26 protein-coding genes and 2 pseudogenes are annotated in these 25,190 nt (G+C 51.9%); 12 read left to right on the top strand and 16 right to left on the bottom strand.

Going from position 1 to position 25,190, the window contains the following annotated elements:
• Together QU595_RS14960 and QU595_RS14955 are read left to right on the top strand one after the other, a co-directional pair.
• Positions 1 to 253: pseudogene (locus QU595_RS14960) on the top strand (hypothetical protein); the annotation flags it as partial.
• Between the two features lie 47 nt (positions 254 to 300).
• Positions 301 to 1,329, top strand: a complete 1,029-nt coding sequence (locus QU595_RS14955; RefSeq protein ID WP_315923262.1) for a DUF308 domain-containing protein — start codon at positions 301 to 303, stop codon at positions 1,327 to 1,329.
• Positions 1,330 to 1,359: 30 nt separating this feature from the next.
• On the opposite strand, the gene QU595_RS14950 is transcribed toward QU595_RS14955, so the two are convergent.
• The 8 genes from QU595_RS14950 to QU595_RS14915 form a co-directional block, all read right to left on the bottom strand.
• Positions 1,360 to 2,022 carry a hypothetical protein gene (locus QU595_RS14950; RefSeq protein ID WP_315923260.1) on the bottom strand — a complete coding sequence of 221 codons (663 nt, stop codon included), beginning with the start codon at positions 2,020 to 2,022 and terminating at the stop codon, positions 1,360 to 1,362.
• A gap of 206 nt (positions 2,023 to 2,228) precedes the next feature.
• A complete protein-coding gene (locus QU595_RS14945; protein ID WP_315923258.1) occupies positions 2,229 to 2,717 on the bottom strand; it encodes an NUDIX hydrolase in 489 nt (162 codons plus the stop codon).
• Positions 2,718 to 2,817: 100 nt separating this feature from the next.
• Positions 2,818 to 6,234, bottom strand: coding sequence for a chromosome segregation protein SMC (gene smc / locus QU595_RS14940; RefSeq protein WP_315923256.1), 3,417 nt, complete (start codon positions 6,232 to 6,234; stop codon positions 2,818 to 2,820).
• 25 nt (positions 6,235 to 6,259) lie between these two features.
• The gene (locus QU595_RS14935) at positions 6,260 to 7,081 is read right to left on the bottom strand and encodes a DsbA family protein (protein ID WP_315923254.1); all 822 of its coding nucleotides are present in this window, start codon (positions 7,079 to 7,081) and stop codon (positions 6,260 to 6,262) included.
• 153 nt (positions 7,082 to 7,234) lie between these two features.
• A complete protein-coding gene (locus QU595_RS14930; protein WP_315923252.1) occupies positions 7,235 to 7,510 on the bottom strand; it encodes an HU family DNA-binding protein in 276 nt (91 codons plus the stop codon).
• A 76-nt stretch (positions 7,511 to 7,586) separates the two neighbouring features.
• The gene (gene trxB / locus QU595_RS14925; protein ID WP_315923250.1) at positions 7,587 to 8,522 is read right to left on the bottom strand and encodes a thioredoxin-disulfide reductase; all 936 of its coding nucleotides are present in this window, start codon (positions 8,520 to 8,522) and stop codon (positions 7,587 to 7,589) included.
• Positions 8,523 to 8,586: 64 nt separating this feature from the next.
• Positions 8,587 to 9,174, bottom strand: coding sequence for a metallophosphoesterase (locus tag QU595_RS14920; protein ID WP_315923248.1), 588 nt, complete (start codon positions 9,172 to 9,174; stop codon positions 8,587 to 8,589).
• Positions 9,171 to 9,623, bottom strand: a complete 453-nt coding sequence (locus tag QU595_RS14915; RefSeq protein ID WP_315923247.1) for a GatB/YqeY domain-containing protein — start codon at positions 9,621 to 9,623, stop codon at positions 9,171 to 9,173. Before QU595_RS14915 ends, QU595_RS14920 begins: the two co-directional genes overlap by 4 nt.
• 180 nt (positions 9,624 to 9,803) lie before the next feature.
• Here QU595_RS14915 and QU595_RS14910 point away from each other — a divergent pair, with 180 nt between their 5' ends.
• From QU595_RS14910 to QU595_RS14895, 4 genes are all read left to right on the top strand, one after another.
• Positions 9,804 to 10,466 (top strand): 3'-5' exonuclease, encoded by a 663-nt coding sequence (locus tag QU595_RS14910; RefSeq protein WP_315923245.1) that lies wholly within the window; start codon positions 9,804 to 9,806, stop codon positions 10,464 to 10,466.
• Positions 10,463 to 11,011 (top strand): regulatory protein RecX, encoded by a 549-nt coding sequence (locus QU595_RS14905; protein WP_315923243.1) that lies wholly within the window; start codon positions 10,463 to 10,465, stop codon positions 11,009 to 11,011. The genes QU595_RS14910 and QU595_RS14905 overlap by 4 nt, the downstream gene beginning before the upstream one ends.
• Positions 11,012 to 11,143: 132 nt before the next feature.
• Positions 11,144 to 11,767: an OB-fold-containig protein gene (locus QU595_RS14900; protein WP_315923241.1), complete on the top strand. Its 624-nt coding sequence runs from the start codon at positions 11,144 to 11,146 to the stop codon at positions 11,765 to 11,767.
• 35 nt (positions 11,768 to 11,802) lie between these two features.
• Entirely contained in the window at positions 11,803 to 13,434 is a 1,632-nt protein-coding gene (locus QU595_RS14895; RefSeq protein WP_315923239.1) for a flotillin family protein, read from the top strand.
• 66 nt (positions 13,435 to 13,500) lie between these two features.
• On the opposite strand, the gene QU595_RS14890 is transcribed toward QU595_RS14895, so the two are convergent.
• The 3 genes from QU595_RS14890 to QU595_RS14880 form a co-directional block, all read right to left on the bottom strand.
• Complete coding sequence (locus QU595_RS14890) at positions 13,501 to 14,277, bottom strand: hypothetical protein (RefSeq protein WP_315923237.1); 777 nt, start codon at positions 14,275 to 14,277, stop codon at positions 13,501 to 13,503.
• 132 nt (positions 14,278 to 14,409) lie between these two features.
• Positions 14,410 to 14,844 carry a hypothetical protein gene (locus QU595_RS14885; protein WP_315923235.1) on the bottom strand — a complete coding sequence of 145 codons (435 nt, stop codon included), beginning with the start codon at positions 14,842 to 14,844 and terminating at the stop codon, positions 14,410 to 14,412.
• A gap of 6 nt (positions 14,845 to 14,850) precedes the next feature.
• Complete coding sequence (locus tag QU595_RS14880; protein ID WP_315923233.1) at positions 14,851 to 15,282, bottom strand: hypothetical protein; 432 nt, start codon at positions 15,280 to 15,282, stop codon at positions 14,851 to 14,853.
• Positions 15,283 to 15,515: 233 nt separating this feature from the next.
• Here QU595_RS14880 and QU595_RS14875 point away from each other — a divergent pair, with 233 nt between their 5' ends.
• From QU595_RS14875 to QU595_RS30215, 3 genes and pseudogenes are all read left to right on the top strand, one after another.
• Positions 15,516 to 15,815: a hypothetical protein gene (locus tag QU595_RS14875; protein ID WP_315923231.1), complete on the top strand. Its 300-nt coding sequence runs from the start codon at positions 15,516 to 15,518 to the stop codon at positions 15,813 to 15,815.
• 6 nt (positions 15,816 to 15,821) lie between these two features.
• Positions 15,822 to 16,172: a hypothetical protein gene (locus QU595_RS14870; protein ID WP_315923229.1), complete on the top strand. Its 351-nt coding sequence runs from the start codon at positions 15,822 to 15,824 to the stop codon at positions 16,170 to 16,172.
• Positions 16,173 to 16,695: 523 nt separating this feature from the next.
• Positions 16,696 to 16,867: pseudogene (locus tag QU595_RS30215) on the top strand (DapH/DapD/GlmU-related protein); the annotation flags it as partial.
• A 331-nt stretch (positions 16,868 to 17,198) separates the two neighbouring features.
• Here the strand turns inward: QU595_RS30215 and QU595_RS14860 are convergent.
• Entirely contained in the window at positions 17,199 to 18,128 is a 930-nt protein-coding gene (locus QU595_RS14860) for a tyrosine-type recombinase/integrase (RefSeq protein WP_315923225.1), read from the bottom strand.
• Between the two features lie 140 nt (positions 18,129 to 18,268).
• Complete coding sequence (locus QU595_RS14855; protein WP_315923223.1) at positions 18,269 to 18,772, bottom strand: hypothetical protein; 504 nt, start codon at positions 18,770 to 18,772, stop codon at positions 18,269 to 18,271.
• A 105-nt stretch (positions 18,773 to 18,877) separates the two neighbouring features.
• Here QU595_RS14855 and QU595_RS14850 point away from each other — a divergent pair, with 105 nt between their 5' ends.
• Positions 18,878 to 20,071: a hypothetical protein gene (locus QU595_RS14850; RefSeq protein WP_315923221.1), complete on the top strand. Its 1,194-nt coding sequence runs from the start codon at positions 18,878 to 18,880 to the stop codon at positions 20,069 to 20,071.
• Positions 20,072 to 20,255: 184 nt separating this feature from the next.
• Here QU595_RS14850 and QU595_RS14845 read toward each other — a convergent pair whose 3' ends face one another.
• From QU595_RS14845 to QU595_RS14835, 3 genes are all read right to left on the bottom strand, one after another.
• Complete coding sequence (locus QU595_RS14845; protein WP_315923219.1) at positions 20,256 to 20,933, bottom strand: GNAT family N-acetyltransferase; 678 nt, start codon at positions 20,931 to 20,933, stop codon at positions 20,256 to 20,258.
• 112 nt (positions 20,934 to 21,045) lie between these two features.
• Positions 21,046 to 21,729, bottom strand: coding sequence for a DarT ssDNA thymidine ADP-ribosyltransferase family protein (locus QU595_RS14840; RefSeq protein ID WP_315923217.1), 684 nt, complete (start codon positions 21,727 to 21,729; stop codon positions 21,046 to 21,048).
• 322 nt (positions 21,730 to 22,051) lie between these two features.
• Positions 22,052 to 23,347, bottom strand: a complete 1,296-nt coding sequence (locus QU595_RS14835; RefSeq protein WP_315923215.1) for a transposase — start codon at positions 23,345 to 23,347, stop codon at positions 22,052 to 22,054.
• Between the two features lie 120 nt (positions 23,348 to 23,467).
• Between QU595_RS14835 and QU595_RS14830 the strand changes: the two genes are divergently transcribed.
• Both QU595_RS14830 and QU595_RS14825 read left to right on the top strand, forming a co-directional pair.
• Entirely contained in the window at positions 23,468 to 23,968 is a 501-nt protein-coding gene (locus tag QU595_RS14830) for a hypothetical protein (protein ID WP_315923213.1), read from the top strand.
• 253 nt (positions 23,969 to 24,221) lie between these two features.
• Positions 24,222 to 25,127 carry a hypothetical protein gene (locus QU595_RS14825; RefSeq protein WP_315923211.1) on the top strand — a complete coding sequence of 302 codons (906 nt, stop codon included), beginning with the start codon at positions 24,222 to 24,224 and terminating at the stop codon, positions 25,125 to 25,127.
• Positions 25,128 to 25,190: the final 63 nt, after the last annotated feature.

The raw sequence follows: 25,190 nt of genomic DNA, 5'->3' as shown, positions 1-25,190 counted from the left end.
GCAGTTCGGCTCGCTCGGCAAGGCACTTGTTGCTGGTGCATTCTTCGTCGGCATCGTCATGGTCATCACTGGCCTGATCAAGCTGAAGGCCGCCTCCGAGAATCCCAACCAGACCAAGTATTCCGATGGACTATGGCGTCTTGCAGTTGGTGCTGGCCTGATCGGCATACCTGCCGTTACAGGCGTCCTCGGCGCATCTCTCGGCCTCGGCGAGACCCAGTCGATCACTTCAGGTGGCGGAGAGACGTTCTAATTCGCGCCATCTTTAGAATAAGACACGAAAATAAGCAGGGTGAGCAGATGCTCAGGAAACTGATCGTATTATCTACAGCGTACTTTTTGGGATTTACCTCAGTAGCATTTGCTCAAGAAGCAAAACAGGGAACCACTGTTGGCACGCTTCTGTCCAATTTTATCAAGGAATCCTGGAATCCTATATTCCTGCTTATTGTCGTCGCTATGGGGGTCACGGGCATTTATTTCATAGCTCGTGGCCTCACTAATTTGGTCGAGGCGACTCGACAGAATGGCCGCCATAACTATTCAGCTGGGATAGTTATGATGCTTGCGGGCGCAATGTTGGTTTCATTGCCCGATGTTGCAGGCGTAGGTATGACATCGCTACTGGGTTCAGCTCGTGGCGGTGGCGTACTGGGTTCCGCCGAACTTGATTATAATGATCAAGGCATGGGCGGCGATTTCCTCAACAGCATTGCCGGACCACTAGGTAGCGTCGGTACCGTAGAAAACTGCATCGGACATGCCGCCCCCGCGACCTGTATGGCAGCTAACGTTGCCAGAAACGTGGTGCCGATGGCCGTCATGGCGCTGTTTTCCATTGTTTTTCTGGCTGGTCTTATTTCGTTCGCAATGGCCATCATTGAATTAGCTAGAAATAGCGAAAGAGGGGACAATCGCCCTGGCAAATTAACAAAGCTGATTACAGCGGTGCTCCTGATGAATGCACCACTGTTTTATACGATACTCACAACCACTCTGCTGGGCAGTGTCGACAACCCAATTGGCATGAATGGCCTAAATACCAGCTCTGACCTCCTAAAATATCCGATTGCTTCGAATCTGGAGGTCGTACAGAGATTCGCAGAACTAATTGGCCATGCTTTCACAATCCTGACGTTCTTTGGAGCGTGGGCGTTCGTTCGAGGCATATTTATGGTGAAGGGTATCGCGGAAGGAAAAGACAACAGGCACTATGGCATGGCCATAACCTACATGGTGGCTGGTATTCTTATGGCGAACTCGAAATTCAGTGCTTGCGTGATCCTAGGCACCTTTGGTGGATCTGAGCTTGCAAAAGGATTTTGCTAAAGAATTAGGGGCCTTTTCGGCCCCTTTCTTTTAGGCTGCGCGGACAACCCGATCCTTGGGAAACTGCAGTATTACAGCCTCACTGCACGCAACGTTGGTCCTTGTGCGATGATCAAAGAACGGTATGACGTTCAATCCTTCCTTACGAAATTCCTCAGTAGCAGCGGCATGAATCTCGTCTAGATGCAACCAGCCGCGATAATCGAGCACAACATCAGCTATCCAGTGCCGACCTTCATCGTCTTCATCAGAGATATTGACGTCACCTAGGCGGACATCATCACCCTTAATCATTTTGGCGAACTCCGCTCGCACGTCAAACGTGCTACGATCCGACGAAGTGGTGAGCGGCATAAAGCCAATCAACTCAGCCACGAAATACCAACCAGCAGAGGCCATAACCTCCTCGGCCGTCTTTACCCCTGGACGCTTGAACGTCATGCCATCGGGCATGCGCACCTCATAGTCCGGCTTCTCCTCTCCAGTGGCTTCGTATACGGCCGCATTCAGCGCGCTATCTAGAGACGTGAAATCCCAAAGAACTTCCCACCGGACACCCGTCCAGTCCCTCTTCATAATAACCCAGGATTTGTTGGTACCCTCGTCATTGTTCAAGACTCGAACGCCTTCTCCCTGCGGCCCCACGACCTCGAAAGCGCCGTCATCCAGCATATTCACAACAATTGCAGCCATTTGAAAAACTCCTGAATTTCCTGTCGCCTCGATAGCAATTTAGCATTCTCATCGTCAAGCGGATTTAAAGGAATATCCCGTATTTCCTATGAATTTATCGGCAAATTACCTCGTTTGGAATATCAGTTTTAAGCCGCAATTATCTCGTTTTCCCCATTTCAACGAAAAAAGGCCGCTTTCGCGACCTCTTTCCCACTTAATTCCGATCAAGGAATATAGACGTCATCAAAATCGCAAGGTCGGCCCGACAGCCGCTCAACAGCCTTCGTCATAATTTTCACAGCGGTATAATCACCCAGAAGATCCGTTACGCCCCAATGCAGAGGGGAGGGGAGATCGTCGAGCGGTACCCATTTATGCCCAGCAGACTCATTGGTCTTCACTGGCTCGAATTCGTCAGGCACAGTCAGAAGGAACGTGTCGTAAAAGAAGCGGCTCATTTCCTTGCGACGAAGATGCTGCAAGTCGCCCTTCAGCGATACGCCAGTCTCTTCAATAGCTTCGCGAAGTGCGGTATCCTGTGGATCGACTTCACCCGGTTCGGCCTTGCCGCCCCAGAGAGACCAGGTACTCGGCTCATCGACGTCATCAGGGCGCAAGCTGAACAGGAAACGTCCTGTACGAACACTAAGGATCATGCAGCCAGCAGCATAACTTGGTGCCTGCGACATTGATCCGCGATCATGAAAGGTCATCTTTTCCTCCGGATTTATGGAGTTATTTTTGGATATGGGTTCTCCCGAATTTTATCGGTATCCAAGTTTATTGTTAAATATCAGGGATGGTCAACGAGCATTAAGCGGCAATCAGCTTAATTGCTGTATCCATATCCAAGGAAGCCACTCGGCTGACGCCGCGCTCCATCATTGTCACACCAAATAATCGATCACATTTGGCCATCGTCAATGAATGATGGGTAATCATAAGGAATTTCGTGCCGTCCTTTGCCATGTCAGCAACGAGCGAACAGAGCAGATCGACGTTCGAGTCATCCAAAGGCGCATCCACTTCATCAAGAACGCAGACCGGAGCAGGACGGATCAAGAACGCCGCAAAAATCAGGGCCAACGCCGCCAGAGCCTGTTCTCCGCCCGACATCAGCGACATGGTCTGCAATTTCTTGCCAGGCGGGCAGGCGTAAATCTCCAAACCCGCATGCAGAATATCATCAGACTCCGACAACTTCAGATAGGCATGCCCTCCGCCAAACAGACGCGTAAACAGATCCCTGAAATGACCGTCGATCAAGGCATATGCCTCTGTCAGACGCTCGCGAGACTCCTGTTCGAATTCGGAAATGGTTTTACGGAGACGACGAACGGCCTCACGAAGCTCTTCCTTGACCTTGCTGGCGGCACCAAGACGCCCTTCAACCTCCACCAACTGCTCTTCGGCGAGCAGATTGACAGTACCGATGCCATCTCGCTCTTTGATCAGCCTCTGCAGGCGAGCGTCACAGATATCCAATTCTGGAAGCCCATCCGAAACGGTAAGCCCCGAAATCTCTTCCAGCACGGACGGCTCACAAGACAGGCGTTCACTAATCTCGCGCACCAATTCCTGTTGCGCTTCCTGCGCCCCCTTCATCTCTGCCAGAAGGCGAGCGCGCTCCTCCTTCTGAGTGCCAAGTTTAGCCTCTGCATCCCTGACCGAGACGCGAGCGTTACTGAGAGCCTCCTCAGCAGCCACAGCTGTCGCTACTGCGCCTTCATGAATAATGACAGCCTCTTCCAAGGCTTCCATCGCTTCCTGCTCGGCCCGAGGCCCCAGAGCCTCTGTCGCGGCCAAGCTTTCCATTTCAAGCTCGCCCTCGGCCAAGCGTTTCTGTAGCTCCGCGATATGTTCTCGCGCTGCAACCATGCGCTTATCGAAATCACGCATTTGCTGTTCGATGTTCTGGATCATCAGATGGCGAGCTTCAGCATCGCGCCTCGTCTTATCCAGCTCCTCGCGTGCCTTTTCATAGGCTGCATTAAGCAGAGACTGACGCGACCTGACATTCTGAAGCGCCTGCTCATCCTTCCTAATATCAGGCAAGGAAGAGAGCAGGGCGTCTGCATCAATCAAAGCCTCTGCCTCCTGCTCTGCCGAGAGAGACAACTGCTCCATTGACGATGTAAGCGAGATTACCTGAGCCTCCAGCTCACGCCGCTTGGCTTCGCCAGCTTCCTGACTACGCTTTATGGCATCGAATTTCTCGCGAGCCGCTTTGACAGCATGACGAGCCTGGTCGGCCGCCAGTTTTGCATCACGGACGGCCGCGCCAACTGCCTCCAATTCAGATTTGGATTTGGCAACTTTGCCATCCAGATCGGAAACCTGCTTTTCCAGCTCTTCGATACGCGATGTGCGACGAATTTCCTCGTCTGAGCCAGATACACCTTCTGACCGATAGCCATCCCATCGCCATACGCCCCCAGCCAGAGTGACAATAATCTGACCAGGCTGAAGCGAGGCCGCAAGCTTCACGGCGTCATCAGTGGAACTAACAATTCCCACGCCAGAAACAGCTGCCAACAATTCGTCTGGCACTTTGAGCACTTCCGCCATGGCGCGTGCGCCTTCCGGCGCTGAAATACGAATTGGCGACTTTTGCCACCAGCGATGCTCACCAGCGCCAATGCCTGCATTCAGGCCCTCGCCGAAAGCAGCCGCGACCGCCGCCTCATATCCATCCTGAACACGGATTTTGGAAGCCAACGTATCGACCTCGCTTCGACCAGACAACAATACCGACAATTCTGCCGACAGTGCCGCAAGTTGAGCCACAAGGGTCGCGTGATTAGTTTTAACCTGAGTTTCGTCGTCCAGCTTTAACGAGTAGGTTTCTGACGTTGAAACGACAACCTGCTCGGCCTCAGAAATCATCTCCTGAGCCAAACCAAGCTCCTCCCCAATCTTCGGCATAGACGCGAGCAATGATTGGGCCTCAGAGAGACGACGTTGCACGTCGGCAAGTTTCTGGTCCGTCGAAATCTTTCGCTGTTTAATTTCAGCGAGGCGACGCTCCGCAGCCGTTCGTTCGGTCTTTGCCCCAGCGAGTGCTTCTGCAAGCCGCGAAACTTCCGCCGAAATCTCGGAGAGCGCATCCCTAGCCTCAACAGCTTTGATGTTGGCTTCCTCGATCAGAACCTTGTCGTAGTCACGATCATCAATCGTGAGCGCCAAGCGATCTTTCAGCTCTTCATATTCTTCGCCGGAATTGCCGATCTCTGCCTTCTGACGGGCGATATCAGTCTTGGTTCGCTCAACCGCTTTCAGCGCAGAAGCCAAAGCCGCCTTGGCAGCCTGCGCTTCTTTCCGAACGCTCTCTACCTTGGTCCTTGCAAGAGCAAGCGCAATTTCGGCGTCGGCCTTAGCCTTGATTGCCGGAGCCGCTTCCGCCTCTGCCTTGGCAAGCGCCGCCTCAACAAGCTGCAGAGCCAGCATTGCCTGCTTGACCTGTTCCTCATTGGCTTCAAAGTTCGCCTGTCCAGTCGCAAGCCGACCTTCAACCGCGTTCCAACGAACAAGCAGAACGGCGGCCTCTGCCGCACGGATCATCCCGTCGATATCGCGGCGACGCTTTGCCTGTCGCGCCTGACGACGAAGAGAGCCAAGCTGATCATTCAGATTTTTTTCCAGATCGTCAGCGCGTTCAAGGTTCTGTTCGGTTCCCTTGAGCCGAAGCTCGGCCTCATGTCGACGCGACGACAGACCAGCCACGCCCGCAGCCTCTTCGAGGATATTGCGTCGCTCAGTTGGCTTTGCGTTGATGATCGCCGCAACCTTGCCTTGGCTAACGAGAGCAGACGAGCCAGCGCCAACGCCAGCATCCTTGAAAAGCACCTGCACGTCTTTGGCGCGAGCTGCCTTGGCGTTGACCTTATAGGAGCTACCCTCACCACGGCTGATCCGACGCGAAACCTCAAGACGAGCGTCGCCATTAAATTCGACCGGAGCCTTGCGAGCGGAGTTATCGATGGAAATCGTAACCTCTGCAGATGCCCTCGGCATTCGCTTGTCTGTACCGCCGAAAATGACGTCGTCCATACCGTCCGCGCGCATGCGCTTTGCGGAAGTCTCACCCATTGCCCAACGAAGAGCTTCTATCAGGTTCGACTTCCCGCAACCATTCGGACCAACAATGCCCGTTATCCCTTTGCCGATTGGAATCTCGACAGGGTCAGCGAAGCTCTTGAAGCCCACTATCTTAAGCGCATCAATATCCACGCAGATCTACCGCCCAATTAGATGCTTATTTCTTGCTTCGTGCAGCGTTGATGAATCCAAGCAACTGGTCATAAGCGTCCTCACCAGCGCCACGCATCACAGCGTCATTCTGAAGGACGTAGACAAACGGAGTACCCGTGACGCCAGCTTTCTCGGCGAGGCTCAAATTCTCCTGCACCAGCTTGGTGGCCTTCTTCATGATTTCACTGTTCTGGTTTGAAGCTTCAGCCAAAACAGCCATGGCATCCGTCGCACCCAGGACCTCAGACAATTTCACTTCGAGAATGTCGTCGGTAAGAGAACCCTGATTGGCCATCAAAGCATCATGAAATTCGCCGTATTTTCCAGGAAACATCTGCCAAACGATGTTTGAAAGAAGAGCGGCAGATCGGCTACTTTCAGCCAAAATCGGGATTTCGCGATGAGAAACGCGGATATCCTTGTTTTCCTCGACAATCCGTCGCATGGCTGGGTCCAGACGTTTGCAATAACCGCAATTCACGTCAAAGAAATAGACCAGCTCAACGGCCGCTTGTTCCGCACCAACAAACGGTCTCCCGGCAGACGCGGCGATTTCATCACGGGCGACAACCGCCTGACCATCCTGCTTCTGACGTTCAAGAGCCTGCTGCTGCTCGACATGCTTATTGATCGCATCGAGAACAAAGCCCGGATCACGAGCAATCTCAGCTCGAATAATCTCGATGACAGCTTTTTCATCCAAGACCTTCGTATCCGATGCCTTTGCCTGAGCACCCAGCAGGATTAAAGCACCTGCTACCGACACAAACGAAACGTCTGCAAGAGCGCGCAAAGAAGGCATTCTGATTTTGCGTTTAATGTTCATTCCGATTAGCTCCAGTTCTCTTATCTACAATATTGCGTGCTCAGTTATGAGAATGCAAATTTTTAAACACCAGTTTAGTCAGCACTGAGATTAAACCAATAAAAAAGCCCTCCCAGAAAAACTGGAAGGGCTTTGGAATCCGTGAGGATCGAATTAGCCGTTGACGGAATCCGCCAGCGACTTTGCAGGCTTGAACTTCACGACGGTCTTCGCCGGAACCTGGATCGTGTCACCCGTAGCCGGATTGCGAGCTTCGCGTGCAGGCTTGTTCTGAGTGGAGAAAATACCCACATCGCTGATGGTCACCTTGCCGTTGGCCGCGAGCGCATCCTTGATACCTTCAGCAGTCGCATCCACGACCTTTTTAACATCGACCTTCGTCATGCCAGTCTTCGCGGCGACAGCTTCGATCAATTCAGCATGCTTCATAAAACAACTCCTATTTGTTGGTCAGGATTATTTTGATTCCACAAAAACAATAACCCTGCAACAAGGATTTTTCTTATTAATCAGAAGTTGTCAACCATTTTTCTACATCGAGAGCAGCCATGCAACCCATAGCGGCTGCGGTCACTGCTTGACGGTAATGACGATCCGCAACGTCTCCTGCTGCATATACACCGGGAATCGCTGTTCTTGTGGAACCCGGTGATACAGCAATGTAGCCATAATCATCAAGATCGACGTGCCCATGGAAAGGCGCTGTCATCGGATCATGCCCGATTGCAACAAACATCCCGTCGACTTTCAGGTTGCGGCGAGCACCGCCATCGACCTTATCGATGACAATGTGAGTGATCGGGTCCATAACGCCCGCACCGCCAGCAACCTCCTTAACTACTGAATTCCAATGATAAATTATGTTCCTCCGCCCCTTGAGGCGCTCCTGCAGAATCCTTTCAGCCTTCAGACTGTCACGACGATGGATGAAGTGCACTTCCTTGCAGATTGACGAGAGATAGAGAGCCTCCTCAACCGCCGTATTGCCACCCCCGACCACTGCAACTGATTGACCGCGATAGAAGTAGCCATCACAGGTCGCGCAGGCCGAAACACCGCGTCCACGATAAGTCTCTTCACCTTCAACACCCAGCCAGCGAGCCGTCGCGCCAGTCGCGATAATGACAGCTTTTGCCTGATAGTCGCGCAAGTCGCCCCGCAGGATCAGCGGCTTTCCGGTGAAGTCCACGCCCATGATGAGATCGTTCTCGATTCGCGTACCTACTGCGAGCGCCTGTTGTCCCATTGATTCCATCAGAGACGGGCCGTCGACAGCCTCAGGGAACCCAGGGAAGTTCTCGACCGAGCCAGCGATAGTCATCTGACCACCTAATTGTTCCCCGGTGATCAGAAGTGGCTTAAGACCTGCACGCGCTGCATAAATTGCGGCCGTCCAGCCCGCTGCACCAGAACCTATGATAATAAGATTTTCGATTTCCATTTATTTCTCCAAAGAAAAAAGACCATGCATGATGGTCTTGTATTTTAATTAAACGGACAAGCGATCACATGCTCAACCCGCTCGAATATTCATCTTCAGGTCCTGTGTAAACCTCAGGCAATTCAGGGGCATAGGTATCAAAATCATGATTCCATTTCTTCATTCTTTCGATGGCCTCAGAGGCAAGTATCGGCTGGAAATCCCACGCATCTACGCCGACGTCAATTGAGCGGCCGACACCAGGCAATTTCCCATGAGTGTGACCATACAGGTGGAATGCACCTCTATACATCTTATCCCAAGACCGCTCTGGATAGTGCCCAAGAATGAATATCTGCCCATCAACTTTCAGTTCGCGCCGATGAGCCACCTGAGACGACCACCCCAGACGCAACACATGCTTATTGTCATGATTGCCGACAATCAGGTGCTTGCGACCTTTCAGCTTGTTGAATATGTGTGCGAGATATTTTGGGTCATTAGACCCACTGAAATCACCAATAAAATAGGCATCATCCGAACGCTCAACGCGATCATTATGACGCCTGATCATTAACTCATCCATCTCTTCGGCGGACTCAAATGGCCTTTTACACAGGTCAATAATGCCATGATGACCAAAATGATGGTCCGCCGAATAGAATATTGTCATTTCGTCTCCAAAATCCGCTTCGCAATTGGCACCATGGTGCTGCCGTCGAAGGCATCACCAAAGCGCTCTTTCAGTGCCTTGTTGACCATGCCAATCGCAGATTTTGCCTTCGGATCGTCCAAACCAGCCACGATTTCCTCGACGGCCTTCTCGACTTCACCGACTGGCACAGCAGCAGGCAGGTATGTTGCCAAGATTGCGATCTCGTTCTGAATAGAACCAGTGTCACGGCCATACTTCGTGAGGTCAACAAGCGTCTGCTCCGCGTTTTTCACGAATTTCTTAACTACAGCCATGGTTTCAGCATCAGTCGTCTCGCGATTACCGGCATCTTTACCGACGCGGGCGGCTTCGCCGACGAGCGTATTCAGAAGCATAATCTTCGCATTGTCAGTGCGAGCCTTACGAGCCTCAACGAGGTCAGAGCGGATTTTTTCCAAAAGCGACATCTTACTTTTCCTTTCTATGAAGGCGACCTAAATGCCATAGCAATCTAACTTTGAAAAGCTATTTATTCCTGTGGTTCGATATTTATTCATTTCAAGCCAAGCCTGATCGAAAACAAAAATGAGAACTCGGGCTACCCCCTTGCTCCTTCTTCTGCGATATATGGTTTAACGGAGACCTCCATGAACGAAGACATCAGACACTGGCCCCACACTGAACAATTTAGCGTAATGGATATTGAAGGTGACGGTCACCTTTACAACAGGCCCGTCGAAATCTCGGTCCTGGACTACGATAGGGGTCAGATCGTCGGCCGCCACTATTGGCTGATCAATCCAGAAAGGCCAATTCAGCCATATGTCCGCAAACACATCCACGGCATCACCGACAGGATGGTGAAATCTTGCCCGACCTTTGCCGATATCGCGAATGAGTTCAGAGCGGCTATCGAAGGTAAGACGCTTGCGGGGCATGCCATCAAGAATGACATGCGTATCTTGGCGTCCGTCATGTCGGAACCTCACCTGCTACCAGCGCGCATGGTCGACACAGCTACGCTCGCCAAGCTGACTTTACAAACCAACACCAAAGTCAGCCTTGAGAAGGCCTGCATCGTCTTAGGCATCAGGGTTCCTGACGAATACAGAAGCCCCCGCCCGCAGTTTCACGCAGCCGAAGAGGACGCCTATGCCACTGGCCAGCTTCTCCTCGAACTTCCCAAGCTCCTTCCAGACAACCCTTCAATCGTGAAGCAAGTCTCGCACAACGTCATGGTGAAGACCCAACTCAATCCAAAGCGTGATCGTAACATTGAAACCGAGACTTCATACGGAATGAAGCCATGACCGAGCCGAAATCCTTTGTCACCGACCGTACAAAGCTGTGGGCAAAGCGCTCGGCTGTTCACTATCTTGGAACCTACTCATCGAGCGTTGAAAACCTGCGCCAAACGGTGGAGAAGAGGGCGCTTCGCAAGTACGAGGGCATTAGTGAGGATGAGGCACAGGACCTCGCCAACCATGCTGTCGACTTCTGCATCCAGAACCAGTTCATCAGCGACGAGAGTTACGCAGACACCAAAACGGCCGCAGGAATCCGCAAAGGATACTCTCGCGCGCGCATCCAGATGAAGCTTGAACAAAAGGGCGTCGACCGCGAGATTGCCGTCACTGCACTCCAAGACGTCGACGACCTGCAGAACGCCATCATCTTCGCCAAGCGCAAACGACTTGGCCCATGGCGAACCAAGGAACTGGACATCAAACAGAAGCAGCGTGAGCTTAGCTCGTTTGCCCGCAACATGTTTCCAGGTGGGGTCGCCAGCAAAGTGATCCACATGGACCTGGACGAGGCCGAGGAGATTCTTCAACCAAGCGAACCACGGCCCTAATTAAAGAAAAACCATTTCTCCAAATTAATTTGTCCACAAATTACCATTTTCCCTTGATTTCCCGCATAAATCCCACATTTAATATGTGCGGCATGAATGAACTCACTTTGTTCATGGAGAGAAAGGGCACAAATGGAATTTTTCACGAACCCGAGCTTCGCACCGTTTGCGATCTCTTTTTACATCCTTGCTGGCCTACTCGCGATTGAAGTTTTAATGGCAGTTTCTGGCGTCGGTGGATCGTCGTTTATCGATGACTTTATGCCGGAAATTCCAGAACCGCCAGCTGGCGTGTTCTCGTTTATCGGGGCATTGCATTATTTCGGGATTGGCAAAGTTCCCGTCCTTATGCTTGTGGCGATCTTCTCTGGATTTTTTGCTGCGTCTGGCCTCGTAATCCAATCCCTGGCAATCAATATCCTCGGAATTGCTCTTCCTGTCTGGGTTGCAGTTATTGCCAGTATTCCAGTAGCCCTGTCTCTAACACGTCCGACAAGCAAGGCACTTGGAAAGCTCTTGCACTCTGAAAAGGGGCACGCGACCTCCAGACAGTCATTAATTGGCCGCGTCGCAACGATTACCGATGGCACTGCATCAATCACAACTTCAGCCTCCGCAAAGGTTTACGATGCCGAGGGATCGGCCATCGACATTTACGTAAAAACCTCGAAGGAAGAGCACCTGTTCACCAAAGGTGACAATGTTCTAATCATCTCCATAATCGACGGTTTTTACCTGGTTTCACATTCCGATTAATCCGCAACAATTAAACACCCTGAAAGGAAATAATTATGGGTCTTATGGTAACCATCGCTCTAGTTGCAGTGGTTGGAGTGATTGGCACTCTGGTCCTTGCACTGATAATGACGCGTTTCTACAAGCGTGCTTCGAACGAAACTGCTTTTGTCCGCACTGGCATGGGCGGTGAAAAGGTCGTCCTTCGCGGCGGCGCAATCGTTTTCCCGATTTTTCAGGAATACACCCCAATTAATATGCGGCCTATGAAAATCGTCGTTGATCGTCGAGAAGAAAGCGCCCTCTACACGAAGGATCTTCTCAAGGCAGACGCCACCATCGAGTTTCACGTTCGCGTGGGCCGCGAAGCTGAATACGTCAGCAAGGCCGCCTCTCTTGGCCGCCTGACCGAAGACTCCAACGCCCTCAGCAATCTCATCGAAGGCAAGCTTATCGGCGCAATTCGCTCCGTTGCCGCTCAGATGGACCTGAATGATCTGCATCAGTCTCGCGCCAAATTTAATAGCGAAGTTCGGGAAGCAGTCTCGGCCGAGCTAGAGAAGAACGGCCTCGAACTAGAATCCGTTCAGTTGACCAACCTCAACCAGACCGCAAAGCAGTTCTTCGACCCCAACAATTCGATGGACGCTGAAGGCCTCACCAAGCTTACCGAACTGACGCAGGAACGCCTCAAAACGCGCAATGAAATCGAGAATAATACCAAGGTTCAGATGAAGCGCACCGAGGTCCAAGCCAACAAGGAAGCTCTCGCCATTGCCCGCGACGGTGAAATCGCCGCCATCGAGCAGAAGAAGGAGCTGGACGAACAGCGCGCCAAGACTGAATCCCTGATCGCCATCACGCGCTTCGAAGAAGAGCGGAAATCCCAAGAAGCTGAGATCGCTCGAAACAAGGCGATTGAAGACGCGACCATCGCCAAGGATCGTGACATCGAACTTGCGAAGCAGGATCGCGCCATCAAGCTGCACGAAAAGTCGCAGGAAGAAGCTGCGGCAAAGGCCAAGGCTGAAGAAGCTCGTGCCAAGCAGGTTCAGGCGACCGAATCCGTCGAAACGACGCGACTGACCGAAATCGCCAAGCGCGAAAAGGAAATCGCAGTTATTGCCGCTGAAAAGGTAGCTGAAGAGGACTCGGTTGGCGTTCGCGTCAAGGCTGCTGCCGAAAAGGCCGCCGCAATCGACAACGCGGAAGCCATTCGCACCACCACTGCTGCCGAAGCCGACCGCATCACCAAGCTCGCGGAGGCAAACAAGGCCACGGCTCTCGCTGAAGCCGAAGGCCTCAACGAGAAGAACAAGGCTGAAAACGGCCTCTCGCCTGAAGCAATGGTCCTTCGTCAGCGCCTCGCCACCATCGAGCGCCTGCCTGAGATCATCACGGCAACCGTCAAGCCGCTCGAAAACATCGAAAGCATTCGCATTCTCGATGCAGGCGGCATTGCTGGCGGTGGCTCTACGGGTGAGGGCACTGCACCTGGTGGTGTCGACGGCATTGTCAATGCTGCACTCAAGTACAGCACGCACAAGCCACTCCTTGAGCAGGTTCTGGGCGACCTCAGCCTTGGAAAGAACCTCGGTGAATTGACTCGCACTGGTGGTGGGATTGCGGACGCCTTCAAGACCACCGTTCCGGCAGCTGAACCTGTCGGTCCAACGACCGAAAAGTAAACAATCGAAACAAAATAGGCCGCTGAATAGCGGCCTATTTTTCTTTCAGTCGAAGTCACACATGTACTAACGCAATCCGTCCAGCAACGACTTCCTTGCATCAGCATTCTTTTGAACCATATCCCAATCCACTTCTAGGATACTCCGCCGCCTCATTTCTACTGCCGATTTAAATCCAAAATCAGCAAGCTCATTGAGATCCGAATAAATCCTTGCTTCTGCTGCATACCTATCCAAACCGGAGATCAAGAGTGTCTCAGCGAAACCTTCAAACATCTCTTTGTGAAACACCGGATGTTGGTGAACCATAAAGAACAAGGCCGCCATTGGATTGTCACGCTTCGGGCCAATAGATTTTATCTGGAGGTTATCAACAACCTCCGTCTGCACTGCGATTTCACTCTCCCCACGGCTCTTCGTAGCGAAGAGAATATCGTCTTTATGCACTGACCCTTCTGCAAGGGCAGGGGTTCCATTCGGCACTCGGTTTGCGAACCAGACAGCCTGCTCTCTGTCGGTGGTCCACGAGTAGTCATCATATGGCGTCTCCATGGACGTTCCACGATATATCTGAACCCGCTCTGGAAGCTCGCGATAGAATTCCTGATCTGCCTTCGCAAGCAGCGGCATAACGCGCCTAGCATGGATGTCATACTCATCGATCAGGCTATCGATCAGTGGACGATGGAGATCGTTACCTTCACTATCCACCCACACGCGGACAAAGGTCTTCAGAAACAGCCTATCTGGTAGCTGGCTCCAGACATCATCCAACGCCTGCCAGCGCTCAGACTTATCCAACCTTCTCCAAATTGCCCTGACGATATTGTCCGCTTTCGACATCCTTCAGTCCAACAAACTACCAAACTAACAAATTAGCAGGGTGATAAACTGCGAGGAGCATAAGACACAAGCCATCACCCGCATTGGCTGAATCAATTCCAGCATGACGGCTTCGGCCGAAGAGCAATGCCTTCAGCAGTCAGAGTAGGTCTCGTTGAACTTTTCCTCGTCCATCGGATCGCCAATTCTCATCATCTGGATCACCGACGCATCGAAAATAGCGTCCTCACGCTTTTTCCAGACGTATCCTCCACCCGTTTCGTATACATGAGGCGGGATGTCGATTGAGAAGACGCCGTCATCGAGCAGCGCAACTACGAAGACGTGGTTCTCGCCAATTGTGGTATGAACCGTCGTGCTGGATTGAACACCCGCGCCATCAAGGACTTCCAGCATCCTGGACGCGATATCCTGGCAAATGCCGCCAGCGCCCAAAACGTCATCAAGCCCATCTTCGTCCTGAAGCCACTCGTCATAGACGGACTTGGCGGCAGCGGCCAAATCCTCAAACCTACTCTCGATGTCACAGGACGATGGGAACTTACCGATTTCCAACTTGAATGTCATGGCGCTTCAGAACTTTGGGGCAGGGGACTTGCCAAAGAACAGAGCCGTCACTGCCTCGATATGGCTATCTTCAAAACCAGCTATTCTCATTGCACGTTCATTGAGTTCAGGCTCTCCTTCCTTCCAAGGAAAGTTCTTGGTCAGCTCCACACCGAAACCAGACACGAATATCCGACCCTCACAACGAAGACCACGAGACGGCTCTGTGAACGACTCCGTCATTCCAAAATATGGCGTTCCACCTCTCTTCAGGATTTCGATAAACTCCGAAATGTCATCAATCGGGTCACCGCAATATTCCAGATCAATTTCTGCGGTTCCACCAACTTCCTCAGGTTCCCCTGAAACCTGGGCACCGCACTCAGAAGCGGCTACTTCAAGTGCAGCTCTAACATTCCCATCCGCTGGAACGATATATAGGACAGTGGCTCTGGCCATATTCAAACTCCTTGCCTGCAAAACTCATAGTGGTTCTCCGCTTCGAAAACAACAAGTTCACCAGGACGTACCTTCTTTCGCTATGAGATATTCCAAAAACCAAAGGCAGATTCTTTTCTGCGCAAATTTGTATTGTGATAATTTAAATTCAAACGATGTTGACAATTGCAATCATTAAACCCAATATGCACCAAATTTTAATGTCATGTAGCAACAAGAAAAAGGAGATATATATGACAAAGACCGTATCGCATCTTCTCCATGATTATGGAGTCGCAAAATTTGGCGAGCTTTGGACACCTCGCAAGCCCGATGACTGGCTTGATGGAGACGAAGGCAAGACATTGCGCGACCTTATTTCGAGCAATGATGCCAGCAATCCTGAGACAGCTCGCCTGCTCAACAAGCTCGGTGTTTCGCTTTTCTGCGACAAGTGGCGTCCAGAAAGTGCTGTTTCGATACTCGGCGAAGACGGGGCCGCAATGGTCCGCGAGTTCCTCGAAGCTGATGCTGCGCCGACGATGCGCATGTGAGGTCAGATGACTGATCTCACAACCGCTGAAACCAAAATCACCTTGGATATCGCCCCTTTCACCATGGAGCACGGCGCTTCGGTGATCAATCTATGCAGGCATCACAACGGCAAACTTGAGGCTGACCGCCTAGGGATTGCCGATCTTGTGACAGAGTACGATACGGTCGTATTGAAGTTTCCAGACGCGATCTGTTCAGTTTCCCCAACCTACTGCAGGGGCCTCCTAGAAGACGCACTCAAGGTTGTTGGCACGATGGAGAACCTGCGAAAGAAGGTCCTCTACGACTGCTCACCAATAGTGATGAGGTGGATGGAGATTGGACTTCGGAATCTCAATAGCGGGCGACCATCTTAGGTCGCCCTTTCCTTATAATAGCTCCGAGACCCACCCCCTCGTGACTACTTGCCATTTCATCTTTACATCTCTCAATAAATAACAAAGACTTGAGTTTTATTCCATTGGTCACTTGTGGGGAATTATGGACAGTCCAGTTAATTACGTTAAATACGACAAGCTGAAATCTGTCGGATTACGCGCAACAAATCACCTCGACGTCAGAGGGCGCAGGATTGTCATCCACCATGAAACTCCGGTGCAAATCAACAACGCGCCCATGCTCATCTACAAGGACATCTACATTGGCGCATATTCATTCATGCGCTCCGGCATCGTCAAACACGTCAGGAAAATTGGTCGATATTGCAGCATCGGACCAAACGTTACGATTGGGGAGGGGGAGCACCCGACCACATGGCTAACATCATCCCCTGTTGCCTATTACGACCTCTTCAAATGGGACCCGAAAGAGCAGGGTCTCCTCAAAAAGCGGGCAGTGAAGCAAACGCCTGAGAACGATAAATCTGTGACGCACGGCCTGACAACCATTGGCAACGACGTCTGGATCGGCGCGAACGCTGTAATCCGACGCGGAGTCACCATTGGCGATGGCGCGATTGTTGCGTCCGGCGCTGTGGTGTCGAAAGACGTTGAACCCTACACCGTCGTTGGCGGCATACCTGCCAAGATCATTCGGAAAAAATTTGACGACAAAATCGTCGAAGACATGATGCGAGTTAAATGGTGGGAATTTAATGTCAACGACCTCGCTGGCATTCCCTTTGATAACCCAGCCACTTGTCTTCAGATGATCGAAGAACGTGAAGCCAAGGGCGAGTTGAAGCGCTGGCCAGAAAAGTTTGGAACCGTTGCTCTGTCATCCAAGGACAGAGCCGAGATCATCAAGAAAGCACCAGGGCGATAACCCGTCGTACACCACGTATTGCAGGGTAGGGGCCATCATATCCCCTACCCTGCAAGCGGCGCTGAAACCCACCCACTTGCTGTAGCCTCCATAAGCACGCACTTCCGTAGTCATGGACATCAACCAGAGAGCGGATGCAGCTCCTGCACCAACTTCTGCGCCCGCGAGATTTCGACGTGCGTATAAATCTCGGTTGTTTTCAGATTCTCATGCCCAAGCATGAGCTGAATTGCCCTAAGGTCCGCACCATTGGCCAACAGATGGGTCGCGAAGGCATGCCTCAGAACGTGTGGTGTCACGTCATGTGGTCGCGGAAGCCCAGCTGCTACAGCCGTTTCCTGTATGTCACGATAGGCCGCCGAGCGATTTGTTGGCTTGCTACCATCTCGAACTGAATGAAAAAGCCACTTTGGCGAAGCGACACCCAACTCCTTAGCCATCTTTCGCCATTTGTGCATCGCTTCGACAGCTCGATGGCCAAGTGGGACCATGCGCTCCTTGTCCCCCTTACCCTTGACGATCAATGCCCTGCCATTGCCAGTCAGGACGTTAGCCGTGAGCTTCACGGCCTCACTGATCCGCATTCCAGACGAATACAAGGTCTCAAAGAGCGCAGCGCGCCGTGCATAACCAGCAAGGCGGTAAAGCGACAAGGAACCGTCATCGGCCATTGCATGCGCCGTGTTCAGAAATCTCTCCACCTCACCAACGCTAAGCACCATTGGGATTTTCCCCTCGCGCTTTGCAGGTTCGATTTGAGAGGCAGGATTGTCTGTTGCGTGCCCTTCCAAATAGATAAAATTGTGCAGCGTTCTAACGACAGCTCTTCGAAGATTTATCGTGTTCTCAGCGTATCCCTTCCCATCGAGATAACCCATGTAGGCCACGATATCGGCATGCGAAACGTCTGAAAGGCTTTTGGATTGACGGCCTAACCAAGCCAGATAACAGTCGAGAGCGAAACGATAGGTTTCCAACGACGAGGCCGCCACATCGCGGGTAGCCAGGTCTTCCAGCCAGTTCTCGGCAAGAAGTTCATTTTTGGTCAATCACTCACTCACAGCGGACAAATCGTCCGGCCAGCCTAATGGCTAAACCTTTAGGAAACTGTGAATGAAATAGCTTGCCCCACCGTGAACGAGCCTCGAATTCACCGCCTCTCACGCCAAAGGGTAGGGTAGGGAGACCCCTACTCCACCCGCTTGATGTACTCCTGAATTTTTTCCTGAGAGATCAAGGGCATAGAACAAATAGAATAAAGGAACAAAAAAAACGGTGCTATCCCAACGAACCCTTTGGAAAAGCTCCTCACTCCATCCTCGCCAAACATAATAGACGGAAGTTGCAGGCTTAAACTTACCACCATCAAACCGAATAGGCCGAATCGCGTAACTCTGTACATCCTGTTCGAAATAGCCCTTCGGGCGTATTTCTCATAAACAGGAACGGTCATCTCCCTCAAACTCGGTGCATAGGCCTGCCAAAAGAAAATCGCGACCATAGAGGACAGCACGACGAAAGTGATGTCATTGAACAGCACCAAATCTTCAGAACCAAAATCTGAAAAAGATGTCCGAGAGGCAAACCAAGTGGCTGAAATCGAGAACGCCAAGGCCACCAGGAGGATGAAACCGTAGCGAACACGGAATCTGTACTGCAGCCATCGTGCGAAGTCGTCGACGGCATCGATCATCGAATTGTCAGCAGAAATCAGGATTTTTCGTATCATTCGCGACCCATATCACAATCCAGCAAGCCATAGCGACCGCTTTCCGCGCGCTATCTTCAACCAATTTTAATGAGCGTGATGCTGGGTATGCGTGAGTTCAACCAGATCGGTGGAAACATGAACCTCCCAGCGGAGACGACCAGCAAAATAGGTTTTCAGGAAACCTTCGAACGTTTCAACGATCTTGTGCTCCGAAGGTCTGGACAACCGTTTACTCGATTTGACCGAGGCCTAATACACGACTGGGAGAGCTACAAACCCCGCCTGAGAGAACATGCGCTTGGGCTGCTTGCGGCCGATAGATGGCAAGAGAGCGACGTCGGATCGGGCAACATACTGAACAGCACCATCGCAGCAATTGAGATTGACCTCAAAGCCAAAGACCTCACCAACAATCTCGTCTCATGGCCCAACCGCTACGGCCATGCGAGCCGCGACCACCGCGCCTTGATAGATGCCAAAGTCACAGGGAAGGGCAGGAGAGAGCTAGAACGCGCCCTATTCGACCTCTACAGATCCAACCGCGATGATGGTGTCTTATTCGACGAGCTTTCCGAACTCACTGGTAGAAAGTACCCTCTTCTCGGCTATCTGTTCTTCCTCAAGAATATGGATCGTTACCTACCTATCCATCCAACCGGGTTCGACAGGTTTTTCAAAGCCACCGGAATCGAACTCACGACGCTGTCAAACTGCTCGTGGGAGAACTACACCGCGTTCAATCGCACAATCGATGGATTGAGAAGTCGGATCGAGCTTGCGGCTGGTATATCCGGCGTTCGTCCAATTGACGCCCATTCATTCGTTTGGGTCTTCTCGTACCTCCTTAAGGAAGACGCCGAAGGCAAGCTCAACCAGGTCGACCGCAACGACGTTCGCTACCTTGGTGCCAAGGAGAAATCCATCGCAGAGATCAAATACAGCGTCGGCCAGACCACCTTCAAATCGAACGGCCAAGTCGTCCAACGAACGGTCAAGAACAAGGAATTGCTACTCGACAGCTACGAACTCGACAGGCTCATTCGCGAGCTGTTCGAAGTCCAAGGTGACTGCTGCAACATCACCGGACTGCCATTCCAATTCCACGGGACGCACACCGATCCCAACATGCTGCCGTCATTGGACAGGATCGACAGCGACAAGCACTACGAGAGAGGCAATCTCCAGATCGTATGCCGCTTCATCAATTTCTGGAAACAGGCTTCGCCCAACGAGGAGTTCCGCAGACTGATCGCGGTTGTTCGCGGTGTTGAGCTGGAGTAGGCTACTGCTCCTTACAAGGCGCTCGAAGATGGTGCTCCAAGCCATTGGTCGGTATGGGATCAAGAGTTCGCAACAAAACAGTTATTATGCGACTAACTCTGATGGAGCCAGCTCTCTTCTCCCTCTCTCTTCATTCTCCGCCGTATGGCGATCTCGCTCCTCCTCGCCATGAGCAGACTCTGAATCAGAGGTACAGACGGTCGACGAAAAAGTTACTATCTCTGTCACGGCGAATGCCGAGCTGATAAGCCTCCTCGTATTTCACTTTGTTGAAGAAGACATCTCGGCCGTCGACCGTGATTCTCCCGACAGGATCGCGACGACTTGGATCTGCTATGTTCTCGAAGACAACCCGATGGCTGAGATATATATCCCCGTTTTCGGTTCGGATCGCTTTTGGCTTAAACACAGCATGAGGCGTGCTAGTGCTAGGATAGTGTTGATCAGGGTCTCTATATAACGAGATAGTCACGTCAACTCCTACACCAGAACCCGGCAACTCCAATGTTTTCGGAAGCACCTTGTATGCGTATCTCTCTGCGTAAATCCTGAACCCAAACTTTTCCCAGAATGGTATTGACGTTTCTGGCGCGCACTCGATGTCGAGAATGCATCGACGATCATCATCAATTTCCCGCTGCAAAGCAGCCTGCGCCAGAGCCTTGCCATAGCCCAACCCCCTGCGGTCAGGCCGCACTTCCAGAATACCGTTACGCGTCAAACCGTAGGCGATGAACGCGACAGGCACGTCGTTCTCAATCAGGGCCACCATCTCACCATCATCGTGAGCGTCCTTGATCACTGAACGGTTGCAGTAAAAGCCCTCGCCCGTTTCATCACGTTCAGCCTTCAGCCAATCCATGATCTGTTGGAAATCGCTTTCGGATGTATTTCGAAGGACTAATATCATTCTACCGCCAGGGACACGTAGGAGTCGTACTTAGCTAACTTCCTGCCAAGTTCAAACTGACAAGTCAAAGTCTCTTATGGCTCCATTCCCAGTTCTCCGTGGGGATAAGCCATTCACGGCCGCCGTTCCGCCAAATCGGCCAGGACGAGCATTTGATGACGTTCCGCTCCGCACCAGGTAGTCGATTCAACTCTGCTTGCACAACTTCAGCGTAGTCTGGGCGATCAACCCAAGCCTCCAGAATCATCTCAGGCAGGATTGGTTCATAAACCTGCACCTCGGCGTCGGGATATGTCGGCAGACTGTTGGGCATCCCCGATGGACGGCCGTCCTCTGTGAAAATCTCGCTAAATCCCCAAGGACCGCCCAGAAAGCCTCTGTGGTTTTTGATCTCCTTCTTCCCTGCGTTCCGGCAGAGGAAACGACACCTGTGAGTCCAAAGTATGCTGGGATCAAGCAGGATGATCACCCAATGAGGATGCCCAACCGATTGTTGCTTGGCCATAAACATCTTGGGGTAAACGGCGGAGATCGACAGAGAGATGGCCTGGTCTTTGAGGTCGCGCCGATGACCACTGCTCCCGTATGCATCGAGGCCGCGCTCGTTCAAAGCCGTCCGCGATAGAAGCCCGTGGGTTACGATACCGTGCAAATTCCATATTTGCGTGAAGTGTAAGAGGCCTTGAATGCCGCGCCGCACGGCCTCTCTCTGGATTTCGGCTGCACTCACTCGAAAGACTCGATCCATCGCCGAACAGCCTCGCTGCCAGCATTGATTTCAAGCATGCCGCGACCAATCCTCGACGGCTCGAAGTTGACGTCTGGGTGTTTCAACAGGTCGGAGGCCATAGACGCAACCGCGCGATTCAGGTCGCCCTCCTCCAAATATTCTAGCGCACGCTCTTTGCACCACTTCAGATGCTCAGTTCTCGAATTCACGATATCGACCCTACCCCTGCCGCACTTCACAAGCTTCAGGCCTATCACATCAGTTCCAGATGGTCACCATTTCTAGCCAATCAAGGATTTGCGAAATACCCCATCCCATTTTCGATTGGGCGCAAATTGGGCTATCCGACATCTGAGGTTGATGCAGGTTCCTGATTCAGCGCTCCATACCTGCCAAATGCAATTGCATCTGGCCCAGCAGAGGAAGCTCCACAGGCGTTGACAGGAATTACTCCCGTCCGTTCGGGCATAGCCTGCCCTACGTAGTCTAATCCATAATTGCGCAGATTAAGCGCTGCGTTAAAGTCGCGATCCGCGACATTTCCACACGAGCCGCACCGATAGGTGCGCTCGTGAAGGCGGAGACGGTCTTCTCCGCTTCTCGAATTTCCACAAGCAGAACATTTCTGAGTGGATGGTTCAAACCGTCCGACCTTGATGTGGTGCTTGCCTGCCCATTCAGCCTTGTAGCTGATCTGGCGTAATGCTTCTCCCCATCCTGCATCTGAGATGGATCGGGCAAGGCGTTTGTTTTTCACCATGCCCTTGATGTTGAGATCTTCGGTGACGACGATATTGGCACGGCGCACAAGCGCCGTTGTCGCCTGATGCAGAGCATCAGCGCGATAATCGGCCACCTTGGTGTGGATGACAGCCACACGAGCCGCCTGACGGCGTCGGTTGGCACTGCCCTTCTTCCGCCGCGCCAGGATACGCTGCGCACGTCGCAGCCGCTTCTGCGCCTTGCTCAATCTGCGTGGGTTGGCAACAACAACGCCGTCCGAACAGACCATCAGTGACTTAAGCCCAACATCAACGCCGATGACTGCATCGGCCGAGACAGATGATGCGTCTATCACATCAACGTTCTGCTCAACCTCGCACTGAACGACACACCACCATGTTCCAGCCCGTTGCGATACAGTCGCGGATAAAATCCGTCCTTCAGGTAAGCGTCCAGAACGGAATTTAACGCCCTGCTTCATCTTCGGCAGAACGACACGATTATTCTCGATACGCAGACCTTGGTTTACGACATAAAACGCTTCTCTCGAAACGCCACGTTTCTTGAAGCGCGGGAACCCCGCGCCTTCCTTGAAACATTTCTTCAAGGCCTGATCGAGATTCCTGCAGACCCGTTGCAATGAATTGGATGGTGCTTCAGCCATCCACGGATATTCCCGTTTAAGCCCAGGCAACAATTCCTGCATCTCAGCGCGGAAAATGAATTTCTTTTCCGCCTCATATTTCTTGTGCTGCAGGTCGAGCAGATAATTCCACAACCAGCGGCATGATCCAGCAAAACGAGCAAATGCATCCGCCTGTTCTACAGTCGGATATAGCTTCAGCCTGTATGCTTTCTGGATTAATGCCAATGCCAATGTTCTCGGTTTGTCCCAATTAAGAACTGAACTCATCAGTCAGTTCTGTCAATAGGTTAAAAACGTCCCGTCAACCTCCGATGTCGGATAGCCGCAAATTGTAGCTTGCCTTGATGTCAATCATCCTCATGAAATCACCAAAGATGGGAACATACGATGTCAAAGACTATTTCGCCTGAAGATTGGTTTTCTCTCACTCACGCAGAACAAGAGTGCATGTTCAAATCTCACGCGGAGAGTCTACCTTCAAACGAGATCGATAAAGATTACATTTTCATGTCCAACATCTACGGCCATGAAATTGAAGGCCCTTACGCGGAAGGAGAGGAAAAGGACGTCGAGAAGCTTGAAAAACTCTACGACGACGCAGTCATTCACGACTGTGGCTGGGCTGTGAGGTCCGTGTACACGAACCAGATTGGGTTCTTGGCACGCGAAGAGGCAAACGAGGGCTTCGAATTGACCAAAGAAGACACTCAGGCCTTTTTCGAGAAGCATGGTTGCACCCTGCAGTTTGTCCCCGATTGGCCCTGTTACTCAGGAACACACCCACTCGTTCTCTGCTACGTGCCGATGCACCGCATCGATAACGTCAGAGAGATAATGGACGCCATGTATGATATAGCCAACGCTCCCTCACCATCAATTTCGATGTAGGATTATCGCTCTCTTGCCTTAGGGACCGGACTGTTTTGTATTTTCGAGCGAGAGAGCCATATATCTAGCCGACGCGTGAATATCCACAATTCCACCTGATTTTCGCATTCTGAAATCTGGGCAATTTTCATTAATGCGAACATTTGATAGAAATATTCGTTGACGCAGTTTATTTTTTGTTTATTTTACAGCGCCAATCACAGGCTTGTGTTTTGATCTTTATTTCTCAACACACGGCCAGAAGGGGCAGAGCATGGTCCAATATTTTCTGATCGATCCCGGCAATGCAATGCCGAGATGGTGTCAGACGCACCGGAAAAATGATGGCAGCGGATTTCAATGGATGGACTTCAAACACCGTTTCATCGATCTGCAGACCAGCGCAGTTCTGGCAGTAGCTGAAGGCGAGACAATCGACGATGCACAAAAGTCTGTCCCAGAAGACATTGTTAAACTGGAACAGGACTTCGCGTCGATGTACCTGCTCGACCCCTGGTCCGAACAGGGCTGGCTGTCTCCGACAGGCAAATTCTACGGTTGTAAATACTACAACCACGATGACATTGCCTACGCTCTGCTGCGCACTTCCCCCTACGGGCTTGAGATGTCAGGATGGATCAGGGTCCACGAAGACTTCTACAAGACCGGAGGCCTACGGGACCGCGCTTCTCGCGCGCAAACTCGTGTTCTGCTGGATCTCGGCTTCATCAACCCTCCTGACGACCACAGGCGCATCAAGGGGTTCAAGGTCGACCGGAGCGCCCCTGCCCCGCGTTACGCAGTGAAGCCATCTGCAAGCGTCATGCTGAACCCGATAATCGCGGCCCACTTCAAGCCAAAGATGGAAGACCTCATGACGGACGTCAAAAACCGCCTGCGACAGGACGACACTCTGCGTGCGCTGTTCGATCTGTACCACGAAGACGTTCCCGACGTCGGGCCAGGAACGTGGATGTGGCTCTTCCATTGGGAGGACTTCGACATCGGTTGCCCTGAAGAGCCATCTGACATCCTGCGGTATAACGGCATCACACTGATCAAAACGTCATTTAGCACGCTGGAAATTGAGGCATGCTCCGAAGCCGGAATACATTTCGCTGACGGCGCAAAAGAACTGCTCGAATCCGAACTTCATCAAATGAGGAGGATGGCTGCCTAGCCACCTCCCCTTGCCATTTAAAGCGAAAGCGAACAGATATCAGACAATGAGTACATTTCTTAC

Origin of the sequence: Mesorhizobium sp. SP-1A, from assembly GCF_032460275.1 — a bacterium.
GTDB lineage: Bacteria > Pseudomonadota > Alphaproteobacteria > Rhizobiales > Rhizobiaceae > Mesorhizobium.
This window is presented reverse-complemented; position numbering and strand designations above follow the sequence as displayed.

What these genes read in the sequence shown, in the direction of transcription:
- QU595_RS14870 (WP_315923229.1), top strand. Translation starts at nt 15,822, where the DNA reads ATGACTGATCTCACAACCGCTGAAACCAAAATCACCTTGGATATCGCC.
- QU595_RS14890 (WP_315923237.1), bottom strand. Translation starts at nt 14,277, where the DNA reads ATGTCGAAAGCGGACAATATCGTCAGGGCAATTTGGAGAAGGTTGGAT.
- QU595_RS14855 (WP_315923223.1), bottom strand. Translation starts at nt 18,772, where the DNA reads ATGATCGATGCCGTCGACGACTTCGCACGATGGCTGCAGTACAGATTC.
- QU595_RS14850 (WP_315923221.1), top strand. Translation starts at nt 18,878, where the DNA reads ATGAGCGTGATGCTGGGTATGCGTGAGTTCAACCAGATCGGTGGAAAC.
- QU595_RS14845 (WP_315923219.1), bottom strand. Translation starts at nt 20,933, where the DNA reads ATGGATTGGCTGAAGGCTGAACGTGATGAAACGGGCGAGGGCTTTTAC.
- QU595_RS14930 (WP_315923252.1), bottom strand. Translation starts at nt 7,510, where the DNA reads ATGAAGCATGCTGAATTGATCGAAGCTGTCGCCGCGAAGACTGGCATG.
- QU595_RS14835 (WP_315923215.1), bottom strand. Translation starts at nt 23,347, where the DNA reads ATGAGTTCAGTTCTTAATTGGGACAAACCGAGAACATTGGCATTGGCA.
- QU595_RS14910 (WP_315923245.1), top strand. Translation starts at nt 9,804, where the DNA reads ATGAACGAAGACATCAGACACTGGCCCCACACTGAACAATTTAGCGTA.
- QU595_RS14895 (WP_315923239.1), top strand. Translation starts at nt 11,803, where the DNA reads ATGGGTCTTATGGTAACCATCGCTCTAGTTGCAGTGGTTGGAGTGATT.
- QU595_RS14915 (WP_315923247.1), bottom strand. Translation starts at nt 9,623, where the DNA reads ATGTCGCTTTTGGAAAAAATCCGCTCTGACCTCGTTGAGGCTCGTAAG.
- QU595_RS14885 (WP_315923235.1), bottom strand. Translation starts at nt 14,844, where the DNA reads ATGACATTCAAGTTGGAAATCGGTAAGTTCCCATCGTCCTGTGACATC.
- QU595_RS14955 (WP_315923262.1), top strand. Translation starts at nt 301, where the DNA reads ATGCTCAGGAAACTGATCGTATTATCTACAGCGTACTTTTTGGGATTT.
- QU595_RS14825 (WP_315923211.1), top strand. Translation starts at nt 24,222, where the DNA reads ATGGTCCAATATTTTCTGATCGATCCCGGCAATGCAATGCCGAGATGG.
- QU595_RS14840 (WP_315923217.1), bottom strand. Translation starts at nt 21,729, where the DNA reads ATGGATCGAGTCTTTCGAGTGAGTGCAGCCGAAATCCAGAGAGAGGCC.
- trxB (WP_315923250.1), bottom strand. Translation starts at nt 8,522, where the DNA reads ATGGAAATCGAAAATCTTATTATCATAGGTTCTGGTGCAGCGGGCTGG.
- QU595_RS14935 (WP_315923254.1), bottom strand. Translation starts at nt 7,081, where the DNA reads ATGAACATTAAACGCAAAATCAGAATGCCTTCTTTGCGCGCTCTTGCA.
- QU595_RS14920 (WP_315923248.1), bottom strand. Translation starts at nt 9,174, where the DNA reads ATGACAATATTCTATTCGGCGGACCATCATTTTGGTCATCATGGCATT.
- QU595_RS14830 (WP_315923213.1), top strand. Translation starts at nt 23,468, where the DNA reads ATGTCAAAGACTATTTCGCCTGAAGATTGGTTTTCTCTCACTCACGCA.
- QU595_RS14905 (WP_315923243.1), top strand. Translation starts at nt 10,463, where the DNA reads ATGACCGAGCCGAAATCCTTTGTCACCGACCGTACAAAGCTGTGGGCA.
- QU595_RS14900 (WP_315923241.1), top strand. Translation starts at nt 11,144, where the DNA reads ATGGAATTTTTCACGAACCCGAGCTTCGCACCGTTTGCGATCTCTTTT.
- QU595_RS14880 (WP_315923233.1), bottom strand. Translation starts at nt 15,282, where the DNA reads ATGGCCAGAGCCACTGTCCTATATATCGTTCCAGCGGATGGGAATGTT.
- QU595_RS14945 (WP_315923258.1), bottom strand. Translation starts at nt 2,717, where the DNA reads ATGACCTTTCATGATCGCGGATCAATGTCGCAGGCACCAAGTTATGCT.
- QU595_RS14950 (WP_315923260.1), bottom strand. Translation starts at nt 2,022, where the DNA reads ATGGCTGCAATTGTTGTGAATATGCTGGATGACGGCGCTTTCGAGGTC.
- QU595_RS14875 (WP_315923231.1), top strand. Translation starts at nt 15,516, where the DNA reads ATGACAAAGACCGTATCGCATCTTCTCCATGATTATGGAGTCGCAAAA.